Source organism: bacterium, assembly GCA_030649055.1.
GTDB lineage: Bacteria > Patescibacteriota > Minisyncoccia > UBA6257 > JAUSGH01 > JAUSGH01.
The window spans coordinates 57,620-71,369 of the sequence record JAUSGH010000002.1 but is presented as its reverse complement, the minus strand read 5'-3'; the positions used below and the strand labels follow the sequence as shown (position 1 = coordinate 71,369).

Annotated in this window: 13 protein-coding genes; 12 read left to right on the top strand and 1 reads right to left on the bottom strand. The window is 52.7% G+C overall.

Going from position 1 to position 13,750, the window contains the following annotated elements; translation table 11 throughout:
• Nucleotides 1-2,406 (top strand): lamin tail domain-containing protein (locus tag Q7R85_00760; GenBank protein ID MDO8584638.1); only part of this gene is annotated, 2,406 nt, incomplete at its 5' end.
• Between the two features lie 55 nt (nucleotides 2,407-2,461).
• Nucleotides 2,462-2,938, top strand: coding sequence for a vitamin K epoxide reductase family protein (locus Q7R85_00755; GenBank protein MDO8584637.1), 477 nt, complete (start codon nucleotides 2,462-2,464; stop codon nucleotides 2,936-2,938).
• Between the two features lie 107 nt (nucleotides 2,939-3,045).
• On the opposite strand, the gene Q7R85_00750 is transcribed toward Q7R85_00755, so the two are convergent.
• Entirely contained in the window at nucleotides 3,046-3,828 is a 783-nt protein-coding gene (locus tag Q7R85_00750) for a hypothetical protein (protein MDO8584636.1), read from the bottom strand.
• A gap of 122 nt (nucleotides 3,829-3,950) precedes the next feature.
• Between Q7R85_00750 and atpB the strand changes: the two genes are divergently transcribed.
• The 10 genes from atpB to Q7R85_00700 all read left to right on the top strand — a co-directional run bounded on the left by atpB (nucleotide 3,951) and on the right by Q7R85_00700 (nucleotide 12,729).
• The gene (gene atpB / locus Q7R85_00745; GenBank protein MDO8584635.1) at nucleotides 3,951-4,727 is read left to right on the top strand and encodes a F0F1 ATP synthase subunit A; all 777 of its coding nucleotides are present in this window, start codon (nucleotides 3,951-3,953) and stop codon (nucleotides 4,725-4,727) included.
• A gap of 117 nt (nucleotides 4,728-4,844) precedes the next feature.
• Complete coding sequence (atpE, locus tag Q7R85_00740) at nucleotides 4,845-5,072, top strand: ATP synthase F0 subunit C (GenBank protein ID MDO8584634.1); 228 nt, start codon at nucleotides 4,845-4,847, stop codon at nucleotides 5,070-5,072.
• A gap of 50 nt (nucleotides 5,073-5,122) precedes the next feature.
• Nucleotides 5,123-5,617 (top strand): F0F1 ATP synthase subunit B, encoded by a 495-nt coding sequence (gene atpF / locus Q7R85_00735; GenBank protein MDO8584633.1) that lies wholly within the window; start codon nucleotides 5,123-5,125, stop codon nucleotides 5,615-5,617.
• 92 nt (nucleotides 5,618-5,709) lie between these two features.
• The gene (locus Q7R85_00730) at nucleotides 5,710-6,096 is read left to right on the top strand and encodes a F0F1 ATP synthase subunit delta (protein ID MDO8584632.1); all 387 of its coding nucleotides are present in this window, start codon (nucleotides 5,710-5,712) and stop codon (nucleotides 6,094-6,096) included.
• Nucleotides 6,097-6,165: 69 nt separating this feature from the next.
• A complete protein-coding gene (gene atpA / locus Q7R85_00725; GenBank protein MDO8584631.1) occupies nucleotides 6,166-7,716 on the top strand; it encodes a F0F1 ATP synthase subunit alpha in 1,551 nt (516 codons plus the stop codon).
• Nucleotides 7,717-7,748: 32 nt separating this feature from the next.
• Complete coding sequence (gene atpG, locus Q7R85_00720) at nucleotides 7,749-8,678, top strand: ATP synthase F1 subunit gamma (protein MDO8584630.1); 930 nt, start codon at nucleotides 7,749-7,751, stop codon at nucleotides 8,676-8,678.
• A 57-nt stretch (nucleotides 8,679-8,735) separates the two neighbouring features.
• Entirely contained in the window at nucleotides 8,736-10,100 is a 1,365-nt protein-coding gene (atpD, locus tag Q7R85_00715) for a F0F1 ATP synthase subunit beta (protein ID MDO8584629.1), read from the top strand.
• Between the two features lie 147 nt (nucleotides 10,101-10,247).
• Entirely contained in the window at nucleotides 10,248-10,487 is a 240-nt protein-coding gene (locus Q7R85_00710) for a hypothetical protein (GenBank protein MDO8584628.1), read from the top strand.
• A gap of 310 nt (nucleotides 10,488-10,797) precedes the next feature.
• The gene (metK, locus tag Q7R85_00705; GenBank protein MDO8584627.1) at nucleotides 10,798-11,850 is read left to right on the top strand and encodes a methionine adenosyltransferase; all 1,053 of its coding nucleotides are present in this window, start codon (nucleotides 10,798-10,800) and stop codon (nucleotides 11,848-11,850) included.
• Nucleotides 11,851-12,231: 381 nt separating this feature from the next.
• Entirely contained in the window at nucleotides 12,232-12,729 is a 498-nt protein-coding gene (locus Q7R85_00700; GenBank protein MDO8584626.1) for a hypothetical protein, read from the top strand.
• Nucleotides 12,730-13,750 lie beyond the last annotated feature (1,021 nt).

Here is a 13,750-nt window from a genome sequence, read left to right as displayed (position 1 = left end):
ACGGAATCAAAATCCTCCGCCGCGCCCAAACAACTTGCCCAGGCCAAAATCCCAACGCCGCCTGCGCCGGAGTATCGTCCCAATCTTGCTCCGCCGAAGCCGGCGCGGTTTGCGAATGCCGTTGGCGGGGAGAACAATGTGTCCACGAATGCCGTGAGTGTCCCGACACCATGCGTATATGCAACAACTGCCGCGCCATCGCGCGCAAAACTTATGTTGAACGAAATCGCGTGGATGGGAAGCGCCGCGGACGCAAATGATGAGTGGATGGAGCTCAAAAATATTTCCGGAGGCGAGTTGAATGTGTCCGGTTGGCAACTGGTTGACGCGGGGGATCAAATTCACATCACGTTTCCCGAGCAAACGATGATTCCTGCCGGCGGATTATTTCTTCTTGAACGCACGGACGACGATACGGTTTCGACCATTCCCGCTGACTATATATATGTAGGCGCGTTGGGCAATACAAATGACGGTGTGCGGATGTTTGACGCGAATTGTCTCTTGCAAGATGAAGTTCCTGGCGATCCGTGGCCGGCGGGGGAAGTCGGTACCAAGCGCACGATGGAACGGGCAATTGATTTCTTTTGGTATACCTCAAGCGGCACGGGTCCCTCCGGAATCTTAGGCACGCCAAGGATGGAAAACAGCACTCGTCAGGCCGCGCAGATTAATTTGAGTCGCGCGGGACTTGGTAGTGCTCCGCCGATTCCCGAACCGGCGCCGGCAGTTGCGGCGTCATCGGGCGCCACGCACGTTGTCATCTCCGAGATTCACGCGGGCACGGACGGCGGCTCCGACAATGAATTTATTGAGCTGTATAATCCGACGGACACGGAAGTGGATTTGACCGGCTGGTCGCTTAAGAAAAAGAGTTCAACCGGAAACGAAAGCGCGCTCGTTGCCGCGTCTCGACTCTCCGGAAAGCGTATCGGGGCAAAGAGTTTTTTCTTGCTCGGAAACGACGGGGGATATACCGGATCGGTTGCGGTCGATGCAAGCTGGGCGCGGTCCAACACGATCGCGTACGAAAATAATTCCGTGGTGTTGTATAACGTGAGTGACGAAAATGTTGATGAAGTGCATTGGGCGGAAATTGTAAAAGGCCAAAGTGTTGAGCGCAAGGCCGTGGATGGAGGCATCTGCGCTTCGGCCTCCGGCGCGGGAGCGTATCTGGGGAACGGCTGCGATACCAACGCGGACGCGGATATGGAATCCCGCGCATCGCCTGAGCCGCAAAACGGGGCAAGTTTACCCGAGCCGCGAACGAGTTTAAGCATCACGAACTTTAATGTGAATTATGACAAAGCCACGCAGCGCGTGGCTTTGTCTTGGGATGGGGCAACGGATGCGCGCGGGGCAACATCATCGGTGCGGTATATTATAGAAGACGTTAGTGATGCCGCGACTACAACATCGGTTTTTTCGGGAACCGCGACGACGTCATACGTCTATCGTGTCACGGACATCGGCCGCGATTATGCCTATCGCGTCGCCGCAACCGATGCCGGGGGACTTACGGGCGAGGCATCGCGCGCAACAACGACGGCCACAAGCCCGATCACCACGCTTAAGTTTTTTACAAATCCCAACACGGGAGCGACGGACGCCAGAATATTTTTGACGTTTGATTCTTACCCGCTCCTCACGCAACGCACCGGAATGTCTACTTGGCAGATTCTTGTTTTTTCGCTCAATGCTGATCCCGTGCGGCAGGCATCGCTGGATACCGCTGCCGCATGGACGCCGAATGACCAGGCCGATCTTTTGTCCGTGCGGTATCGCAACTATTCCGGCTGGATGACGCGGTATTCGCTTATTCTTCCAGATGACGCGACGCGCGTCGGTTCAAGCGGTGGCATTGATAATTCCGCTATGCGGTGGAGCGATATTGAGATCGGGAAGTTTATGATTCGCCACGAGGTACCGCCTCGTCCGTTTACTTCCGCTGACTACGTTATGGTTTCGATCTATGATTTTGCCGGCTCTGGCGGCGGCAATCAGTGGTTTCGTTTCGCCGCGGCGGATAAGACCAAGTACTATTTCAGCGACGTAGCGCCGGTCACGGCGCCCCCCACGCCGCCGGCATCGGCGCTCGTGGAACGGTATGACGCGGGGCTTTCCAAGGCCGTCATCGGATGGGATCCTTCTTCAACCGACTCCGACGGCATGAATCGCGAAATCGGTTATGAAGTCAATCGCGCGACTTCCACCGCTGTAGAACGTTTTCCGGATAACGAATGGGTGCGGTTCACGCAGGGCGTTGCCGGCGCCAACAGCCCCGATTTCAAATATACGTATTCCTTCGCGACTTCATCCAACACGTATGTTTTTGGCGTGCGCGCGGTTGATGAATTCGGATATGTTTCATCGGTCGCGACAACGGCGCCGTATACGGTACCGTAGTACGTTCGGTGGCTATGTTTGCAAGCGTCTTGTGTATGTGTTATATTGTCGGCACATGGAGCCGAATGAAACAATAACTCAATCACCCGTTTCTATTGTGCCGCGATGGTTTGCGGCGGCGTTTTTAGTACTGGGGCTCATCGGCCTCACGGACGCGACGTATCTTTCGATTCGGCATTTTTCTCTCATGCCGGGTACCTGCCTTATCGGTACGGGTTGCGATAATGTACTTGCAAGCGCGTACTCGGTGTTCGCCGGAGTACCGGTCGCATTTTTCGGCGTTGCGTATTATCTCGCTATCGTCATATTTGCAAGCGCGGCGCTTTATACAAAAAATTCCCGTTTTATGTTAGCGGCGGCGGCACTTTCTGTCACGGGACTCTTTGCCTCCGCGTGGTTTGTGTATCTGCAGTTTTTCATCCTTCATGAAATTTGCGCGTATTGTATGATTTCCGCCACGACATCATTGTTGCTGTTTATCGGCGGGGTTTTGACTGTACTGAAGATGAGGAAGCGGGAATCGGGGAGTTGATGGGTGGGCAGGTATGCTTTGAGCGAAGTGGGTCTAATATAAAAATGAAGGACCCCCGCATCTCGTTGGTACGAGCGGCGGGGGTTTGAGATGTGAGGAGATGGTGCCTAGCAGTGTCCGCCAGTCCTTGTCTGTATGCATGGCTCGGGCGGCATGGGAGGTGTCGGTTCGGGTTGCCAGCCGCGGTTGATGTAGGCGATGACACACTTCGCGCCTTCGTCAGTATCCAGCAGTGTCATCACGCACGCATCCGTGTCGGGCAGACCGCCGTTAAGCCGCACATAACGGGTGTCCCTCGCCCACCTTTTCTCCATCGTCACATCCAGGCAGTCGCGCAGACGCTGGAGATAGGCGACCTCGCCGTTGTTGAGGCAATATGCGGCTGAGGGATTGTCCCTCGCCGCTTTTAACCTCAGCGCGTCCAAACGCTGGTGCGAGAGGAGGTTGAGTATTTCGGGTAGCATCGGTTGATTGTCCTCCAGCCCAAAGTCGCTCAGCACGCTCGTGAGTAGGGCGTGTGCGCTGCTCCAAAGTGTCCTCTCCCACTGAAAGTGACTCTGAAGCGAGTCGTTGTTGTGCCACGGGTGACTATGGTACCCGAATGGGTGGAGGCTTACACACGTGACGCTGGAGTTGATGGGAAGATCGCGGGGGAAGTAGTCGTCGCAGTGAAGCGTCCGCGGGTTTCCCTTGATCGCCTTGTAGAGCTCCTTGAGGCGCCACGGATACGTGATGAAGTCCTTCTCGGCGCCATCCTTATAGTGAGCGCGCACCATGACGAGGCGCTCCACCGACCACCGGCGCGCGCTGAGCCAGAGTACGAGGAGTAGCGCGACAAGCGCGCCAATCGCAATGGTCTGCCAGGTTGAGAGCGTGACGAGAGCCAACATGGGCCTAACCTCCAAAATCGTTGAACTAACCACTGCGGAGAATAATGGCACAATTTGAGGAAAAATACAATTCGGTGGTATTGCATTTTTAAGCAACTTTTTTTATACTTGAGAGCATTATTATGGAATTGCACGTAAGTTTAAAACCGGAAATACTTGCGCATATCGGCGAATTCCCGCTCGCCAATAGTTTGGTGTTGGGTCTTGTGGTTTCGGCGATTGTGGGGCTGACAGCCTTGCTTATCGCGCGGTCGCTCAAGATGGTTCCGCGGAGCGGACAAAATATCACGGAAATCCTGATTGGCGGCATTCTTGATTTTATGGAGGAGACGCTGGGGACGAGAGCCGCCGCGAAACAGTATCTTCCCTTTATTGCCACGATTTTTTTCTTTATTCTTTTTAATAACTGGCTTGGCATTTTGCCCGGCATCGGGTCTATTGGTTTTTATGAAGTGCATGAAGGCGTAAAAGAATTCGTTCCATTTTTCAGGTCGGCAAACAGCGATTTGAACACGACGCTTGCCTTAGCTCTCGTCTCCGTTGTCGCTATTCAGATCTACGGAATGAAAAAATTGGGCGCGTGGGGGCATTGGAGCAAGTTTTTTAATTTCCGCGAAGGGCCGATACATTTTTTTGTCGGCTTGCTTGAATTAGTTGGGGAGTTCGCGAAGGTGATGTCGTTTTCCTTCCGGTTGTTCGGTAATGTGTTCGCGGGCGAGGTACTCTTGCTCATCATTATGAATCTTGCGCCGATTGTGGCGCCGACGCCGTTTTTGCTGCTGGAAATCTTCGTGGGCTTTATTCAAGCGCTGGTCTTTGCTATGCTTACGCTCATATTCATCAAGTTTGCTACGGAGACGCACGAATCGCATGAAACACACGCGGTTCCCGCGCATTAAATATATGTAGCCCTTCGACAAGCTCAGGGAGTAAGTGATGTTATTTCCTGAGCCTGTCGAAGGAATACAATCAGGTCGAACACTATTATTCATTAACCATTAAACAAATCTCACATTATGGATGCAGAAATGGTAAAATTTATCGCCGCGGCGATTGCCATCGGTGTCGGCGCGCTCGCGTCGGCGACTGCTATCGGTAAGCTCGCGACGAAAGCGATGGAAGCCATCGGACGGAATCCGGAGGCGGCCTCAAAAATCCAGCCGGCGATGATTTTGGCGACCGCTTTCATTGAAGCTATCGCCATTTACGCGTTGGTTGTGGCGCTCATTATTCTTTTTGCGTAAGCGTAGAAGCGGAAGGACGCGGATAGCGACACGGATTGTCGCGGATAACTATGGAGTTGTTCACCAAACTCGGCATTAACGGAAAGTTACTCTTTGCCCAAGCATTTAATTTTTTGGTGGTGTTTTGGATCCTCAAGCGCTTTGTCTTCCCGAAGATTGTGCGCATGATTGAGGATCGTAAATCCACTATTGAAAAAGGTTTGGCGATGCATGAGGAGGCGCAGAAAGAAATCGCCCGCGCTGATATCACGCGCAAAGAAATTTTGTCGCGTGCTGACGCGGAGGCGGAGCAGTTGATGGGAGCGACGAAGGTGCAGGCAGAGGCGCGATTGCGCGAAGTGGAAGGACGCGCGAAGGCGGTTGCCGAGGACATGCTTCAAAAAGCCAAAGCGCAATCGGATACGATGGCGCGCGACGCGTTGCATGGCGCGAAAGCTGACATTCGCGCGGCGGCTATTATGGTGGCGGAGAAAATCCTTTTGCGCAAAGTAACCGCCGAAGACGACGAGCGCGCGGTGGAAGAAGTCATGAAAACACTCATGTAAGCATAAAAGCAAGAAAGCATGGAAGCAAAGTAAAAAAACGTAAAACTAACTTGTAACTTCTTGCTTTATTGATTTAATGCTTTATTGCTTATATGTCTCTCATCCAGCACAAACAAACAGTATATGCGCGACTGCTCGTGGAAGCATTGCGGGATGCAAAACCCGCGATAGTTGCGGCGCGCATTGCAAACTTCAAGAAGCTCTTGAAGCGTTCAAATGATTTAAAGATTGCTGGTAAGGTGGTGAAGGAGTTTGAACGGTTGTGGGCGGCAAAAGACGGGACAGTGGCGGAAGTTGTCACGGCTCGGCCGCTTGGCGGTTCTGCAAGGAAAAAGCTTGAAACGCGCCTCAAAGCAAGGGGGTATGTATTTGCGGAACGTATTGATCCGCGCGTTATCGGCGGAGTTGCACTCCGTCTTGGTAGCGACGTCTTGGTCGACGGAACAATAACAAATAAATTACAACGGTTACGAGATTAATAGGAAATCCTTCGACAAGCTCAGGAAATATTATTCGGTGAGCGAAGTCGAACCATTCCGTGATTCTATATGAAGGAAGATAATATTGTACAAATTTTAAAAGCGGAACTTGAGGGAACCGAACTTGGCGCCAAGAGTGAAGAGGTCGGGCGCGTGGTTTCCGTTGCCGACGGCATTGTGCAGATTGAAGGGTTGCGCGGGGCAATGATGTCGGAAAAAGTGTTGATTGAGCCGTGGCCGGAAGGTTCTAAAAAAACCGCGACGCCGGCGCTGGTCTTGAATCTTGAGGAATACAGCGTGGGCGCGGTGGTGCTCGGCGAATACAGCCATATTCACGAAGGCGATCTCGTACATAAAACAGGACAAGTGCTTTCGGTGCCAACAGGGGAGGCGCTTTTAGGCCGCGTGGTAAGCCCGGTGGGGATTCCCTTGGACGGCAAGGGCAGTTTTGATGAATCAAAAGTGACGTATCTACCGATTGAACGGCCGGCGCCTCCGGTCATTGACCGCGAACCGGTGAATGTCTCGCTCGCAACGGGCATTAAAGTTATTGACGGTACAATTCCGATTGGACGTGGCCAGCGCGAACTGATCATCGGTGACCGTCAAACCGGAAAAACCGCGCTTGCGATTGACGCGATTCTGAGCCAGCTTAACGAACCGAAGGAAACCCGGCCTATTTGCGTATATGTCGCCATCGGTCAGAAATATTCCAAAGTTGCCGGAATCGTGAAGGAGCTTGAATCACGCGGGGCGATGGAATACACTATCGTGGTTGTCGCCGGCGCGGCGGACCCGGCATCGCTTTGGTACATCGCGCCGTTCGCGGGATGCAGCATGGGCGAGTACTTCCGCGATAAGGGACGGGATGCCTTAATTATTTACGACGACTTGTCCAAGCACGCGTGGGCGTGGCGGCAGATGGCGCTGTTGCTCCGCCGGCCTTCCGGACGCGAAGCATACCCGGGTGATATTTTTTATCTCCATTCCCGTTTGTTGGAGCGCGCGTCAAAAGTGACGAAGGAAAAGGGCGGGGGATCGCTTACCGCGCTTCCGATTATTGAAACGCAGCTGGGTGACGTGTCTGCGTACATTCCGACAAATGTCATCTCCATCACCGACGGTCAGATTTATCTTGAGAACGATTTGTTCGCGAAAGGCCAGCGGCCGGCGGTGAACATCGGACTTTCGGTGTCGCGCGTGGGTTCCGCGGCGCAAACAAAAGCCGTCAAGAAAGTCGCGTCAAAATTGAAACTGGAGCTTGCGCAATTTGAAGAGCTCGCCGCGTTTTCCCAATTTGCGCAAGACCTTGATGAGGCGACGCGCAAGCGCATTGACCGAGGCCAACACCTCACCGAACTTCTGAAACAGCCGCAATATGACGCCATGCCGTTTGAGGAACAAACCTGCGTGTTTTACATGGGTATCGGCGGATTTTTGGATGAGCTTCCGCTGGAGTCCGTGCGCGAGGCGGAGTTAAAACTCCGGGCGCATTTGCGCGACCGGCATCCTGATATTCTCCAGAGCATCCGTGAGACAAAGGCATTTGACGATGCAACCGAGGCGAAGCTTAAGGCGGTGCTCGCGGATTTTATGCCGCGGCTTGTGGCAAAGAAGTAAGACGTAAGAAGTAGGAAGTAAGAAAGAAAGATATGGCATCAAAGCATCAACTCAAAAATAAAATCCGGGTGACGGCGAACATCAAGCAAATTACGCGCGCCATGCAGATGGTCGCGGCGGCGAAGATGCGCAAATCTGAAGGCGTCGCGATGCGCGCGCGCCCGTACGCGAAGCATGCATTGGCGCTGTTGCGGAATGTATTGCAGTACGCGCTGCGCGCAGAACTCACGAGCCCGTACTTTGGTACACATGAGGGCCCGGAGAAAATTTGTTTGGTGGTGGTCACTTCCGATCGCGGACTTTGTGGCGCCTACAACAGCGGCGTGCTCCGCGCTGCGGCGCGGTATATTGAATCGCATAAAGATGTCGAAGTGCTTCATGTGCTTCCTGTTGGGCGTAAGTCAAAAGAGTATTTTGCGAAGCGTAACGCGACGATGCCCTTTGCCTTCACGAACTTTTCCGAAATCACGACAATCTACGACGCGGAGCCGGTGTTCAACTGGCTCGTGGAGCAATATCAAGCAGGTGCGTATACTAAAATTGTATTTTGCTCCACGACATTTATTTCCGCGCTGGTGCAGAAAGTGGAATTTCACGAGGTGCTGCCGCTCTCGCTTCCGGAGTTGGAGAAAATTGTGCGCGGCATTGTGCCGAAGTCCGGCCGTTATGCCGAGCTCGTCCGCGTCGATGAAAAATCCGAACAATATTATAAGTTTGAGCCGTCGTATCAGAAAATTTTTGAGACGCTGGTGTTGGCACTCGTCAAAGTGGAAGTCCTGCACCTTATTTTTGAATCAAACGCTTCCGAACACGCCGCTCGTATGGTGGCGATGAAGAGCGCGACGGAAAACGCGGAGAATATCATGAAAACATTGCAACAGGCGCTGAATAAAGCCAGACAAGAAAGCATTACGCAGGAGTTGGTCGAAATGGCATCAGCAAAGGATGCGATGGCGGTGTAGGGGGGGGAAGTAAGACGTAAGAATTAAGAAGTAAGATATAGGAAATAAGAAAAACATATGAACGGAAAAATTATACAAATTACGGGGCCGGTTGTGGATGTGGAATTTAGCGAGAACCTTCCGCCGCTGAATAACGCGCTGACGGTTGCGATTGAAGGAGGAAAGACGTTGATTTTGGAGGTTGCGCAGCATTTGGGCGGGAATCGTGTGCGTACCCTCGCGATGGATACCACCGATGCCCTGCGGCGGCATATGGAGGTGACCGACACCGGCCGCACTATTGAGGTGCCAATAGGAGATGAAATTCTCGGCCGTATGTTTAACGTGTTCGGTGAGGTTGTGGACGGATTGGGCGAACTGCCGAAATCCGTAAAGCGCGCGTCAATCCACCAAGCCGCGCCGGCATTGAAAGACCAGAAAGTGGAGCCGGAACTTTTTGAAACCGGCATTAAAGTCATTGACTTGCTGTGCCCGTTTTTGAAAGGCGGCAAAGTTGGTCTGTTTGGTGGTGCGGGTGTGGGCAAAACCGTGTTGCTGCAGGAACTTATCCATAATACGGCGGTGAAGCATGGTGGATATTCGGTGTTTGCAGGGGTTGGTGAGCGCACGAGAGAAGGCAACGACCTGTATCGCGAAATGAAAGAATCGGGTGTGCTCAAAAACACGGCACTTGTCTTTGGTCAGATGAACGAGGTTTCGGGCGCTAGATTCCGCACGGCATTGGCGGCGCTCCGCATGGCGGAATATTTCCGCGACGAAAAACACAAAGACATTTTGCTTTTCATTGACAACATTTTCCGTTTCGTGCAGGCGGGCTCGGAGGTGTCGGTCCTCTTGGGACGCATGCCTTCTGCTGTGGGCTACCAGCCGACGCTCGGCACCGACATGGGCGCGCTTCAAGAGCGCATCACTTCAACCAAGAACGGTTCCATCACGTCGGTGCAGGCGATTTACGTTCCGGCGGACGACATCACGGACCCCGCACCGGCCACCACCTTCAGTCACTTGGACTCTACGGTCGTCTTGTCGCGTGAACTTTCACAGCTCGGCATTTATCCGGCTGTGGATCCGTTGTTCTCCAAGTCTTCGGCGCTTGATCCGCGCATTGTCGGTGAGGAGCACTACGCAGTTGCAAAGCAGGCGTTGCAGCTCATGCAGCGCTATAAGGAATTGAAAGATGTTATTGCTATTCTCGGCATGGAAGAACTTTCCGAGTCCGACAAGCTGATTGTGTCGCGCGCGCGGCGCATGCAGCGGTTCCTTTCCCAGCCGTTTTCTGTTGCTGAGGCCTTCACCGGCCGCGCCGGTAAATATGTGCCGCGTGAAGACACCATCCGCGGCTTCCGCGAAATCATTGAAGGCAAACACGATGCGAAACCGGAGGATGCGTTCTATCTGAAAGGGGGAATAGACGAGGTATAGGGAAAATTTCTAATCACAAATTTCTAATTTCTAATGACGGTATCGCTTCGACGCACTCAGCGAATAAAAATTTATTTCCTGAGCGGAGCGTAGCGAAGTCGAAGGAATACAATAATCAGACATTAGGAATTAGAACTTAGACATTGCATGATACAACTCTCTATCTACTCACTAAGCAAAGAAGTGTTCGTGGGAAAGGCGAAGTCCGTCTCCGTGCCGGCGGTTTCCGGTCGGATGCAGGTATTGCCCGGACACATCCCGCTCATCACGCCGCTTATGGCGGGGGATATTGTGATTGACGGCGCAGAGAAAAAAGAAACTATTCCCGTTGTAGGCGGCATCTTGGAGGTGAAGAAATCGGAGGTAGTGATCTTGGCGGAGTTTTAGATAGCGAAACTCTTGCGTTTATTTTCGAGTTTGATATATTGGAAGCTATAGTAGAAGTTACAACTTAATCATCAAGAGTCCGGGGAATTGCGCGAACTGTTTCGCGTGTGCGGGAACTGGCCCGAAGATCCGGCGACAACTTGTTTTTTGTAATCGAAAAACAATCCCGAGGCAGTAGACCCGGGATCCATTTCGAAAACGGAAACGTAGTGTCAATTCCAGCCCTTTGAGCGTCATGCTCGCGCGTTGTCGAACGCGGGGAAAGATACATTATTACATCTTTCCTAAAGGGAAAGATTTCCGTTTATATATGGGGTATTATCCAAAACTTTATACAGTAGAAAGCGTAACCTCGGGGCATCCGGATAAGATTTGCGATCAGGTTTCGGACGCGGTGTTGGATGAGTGTTTGCGGCAGGATCCGAAAAGCCGTGTGGCGATGGAATCGTTCGGCGGACACGGGATGTTGATTGTAGGGGGAGAGGTATCGACGCGTGCGAAAGTGGACTATGCGGGTATTGCGAAGCGCGTGTATAAAGACATCGGTCATCAGAATAATCTGAAAGTGATTACGAACGTTGTGGAGCAGTCGCCTGACATCGCGATGGGTGTGGATACGGGCGGCGCGGGTGACCAGGGGATTATGTATGGTTACGCGACGAATGAAACGCCGGAATTTTTGCCGAAAGGGGTAGTGTTCGTGCATAAGCTCACGCGCGGGTTGGAGGATTTGCGCCGTGCGGGCAGGGTTTCTTGGATCAAACCGGATGGCAAGGCGCAGGTGACGATGCAAGGAAAAAACGTTGTGTCGGTGCTGGTAAGCACACAGCATGAGGCATCGGTGGAGCATGCGGAAATCAAAGCGACGCTTACAAAAGAACTTATTGCGCCCGCAGTTGGCGATCTCACCGGCGTTGAGATTCTCGTGAATCCTACGGGGCGGTTTGTGCAGGGCGGATTTGAGGCGGATACTGGACTCACGGGACGGAAAATCATGGTAGACACCTACGGTGGACTTATTCAACATGGCGGCGGAGCGTTTTCGGGAAAGGACCCGTCAAAAGTGGACCGTTCGGCGGCGTATATGTGCCGGTTTGTGGCGAAAAATTTAGTGGCGAATGGTCACGCAAAGCAATGTCTTGTGTCGGTGTCGTATGCCATTGGCAGAGCTGAACCGATGATGGTGGAGGCGGTGGATGAAAAAGGGCATAGCTTGGCGAAGCTCGTGGCGAAAAAGTTTGATTTCCGACCAAACGCGATTATTGAGCGGTTGCAATTGCGCCGGCCGATTTATTTGCAGACCGCGGCGTATGGGCATTTTGGAAAAGAAGGACTTCCTTGGGAAAAAGTTATTGAAGTGTAATTTGTCTCTCGGTCGCCTTGTTTATTTTCGGCAACGATTTCCGCTCGCGGAAATTCTACTCGTAAGAAACCGCGAAAGTTACCGGAACAAGGCGAACTCAACCTTCACCCCCGCACTGCGGGGGTTTCGGGATTCACACAGCGCCATTGTTCCGACTTCGCGATTTCTTTACTCGTGAATTTCACGCATCGCTGCAATATGTTGCCTAAAATGAACAAGGCACCCTTTTGAATTCCTATTTTACTACCGTCGCTGCGCTTATGGTTCGCGCAGAAGTAAAAACGCTTTTTCGTCCTTCTCCTCACGTTGGTGAGTGAGTGATGATAAGGTAGCGCCTGCGGCGCGGCACTCTTATCGTAGTTGATGTTGTATAATAAATATATGAAAAACTATTTACTTATTTTTGTGGGGATCGTTGCGGTGGCGGTGCTCGTTGTTATGTTTAACGGACGCGGTGCTTCGTTGACCGAGGATTTGGATATGTTGTCTGATGCAGATGTTGTGTTATTAGACGAGGAGTTTGTGCTGGATTCCGAAGCCGTTGAGGCGAATTCGGTTGTTGTGGAGCTTTCCGCGCAAAACAAGTCCGGCGAATTCGGCACCGCGACGCTCACAGACGTTGGAGGGAAAACTCGCGTAGCGTTGAAGCTTACCGGCGCGCCGAGTGGCGTGAGTCAGCCGGCGCACATTCACATAGGCGCGTGCCCGAATCCGGGAGCGGTTAAATATCCGCTTGCGTATCTGGTGGGCGGCGCATCCGACTCCGTGCTTGATGTTTCACTGGATGCATTAAAGGCGCAGTTGCCGCTTGCGATTAATGTCCACAAAAACAGTGAAGAGGTGAAGGTGTATGTGGCGTGCGGAGATGTGGAGATATAGAAGCGGAAAGACGCGGATGACAACGCAGATAAACGCGGAAAAAAGCTTCCGCGTGGTTCCGCGCGTGTAAAATCCGCGTTAATCCGCTTCTACCCAGAGGGTCTTGACAAAACACTCGGGAGGGTGTATACTGGCGTTTAACGATTGAGATTGACAGCACCTTCCAAATGACGCTATTGCCCCCGCTAATGCGTTTGGGGGAGAAAAGGAGTGGGTCATGTCCCGAGCGCCGCCCTAACGGGTAATGCACGAGAAAGTACCCTCTCGGGCGCTTCCGGATGTTTTCGGACTCCGGAGGCGCCCGCCCTGTCTCGCTGGGTCAAGCGAGTGTGTGTCACTTGCGGCTCCAACAAGGACTCGAACTAAGGAGCTCATCATGAGACTTCGGGATCCCGCGCTGGTCTGTCTGGTGTGCTATGAATTGACATTCTCGACGACCAGCTCGACCAAGCACCTCGACCTCGACGGGCGCCTCGGCCTGACCACGGCACCGTGACTACAGGGACCACAAGCCGTTTCTGTAGCTATGCGTCCGTGTGACGCTGTCGAGTGAACCTCGTGCCTAACGCAAGCACCCGGGACACGTGCCCTTTCCTTATTCAACGTTGGATCGTTGAGGATCATGGGCAACCGTCCCAACCTCACATGACTGCCTCGCGCAGACCGCAATGCTCGGACTCTCGCCCCCATCTCATCGCAGCAAGCATGGATCTAGGTGGGTGAGGCAGCCCGATGTGTCTGGTTTGCCGAGTAGGCACAGCATCGTGAGTAGCAGCAGGAGCCGTGGACCCTTCGTGGTTCACGGCTCCTTCTCGTTTATATATTTGACTCACGGCACTTCCATTTTATGGGAACATTTCTTAATGTAAGATTGCTTCGCTTCACTCGCAATGACCGTCTGCGTTTTTCTTACCTCTTATTTCTTACGTCTTACTTCTCTCTGCGCCTATCCCCAGAGCCCCTATTGACCCTGTGCAAAATGGCGAAGCATAAAGGGTCAGTAGCATTTAACATGTTTGTG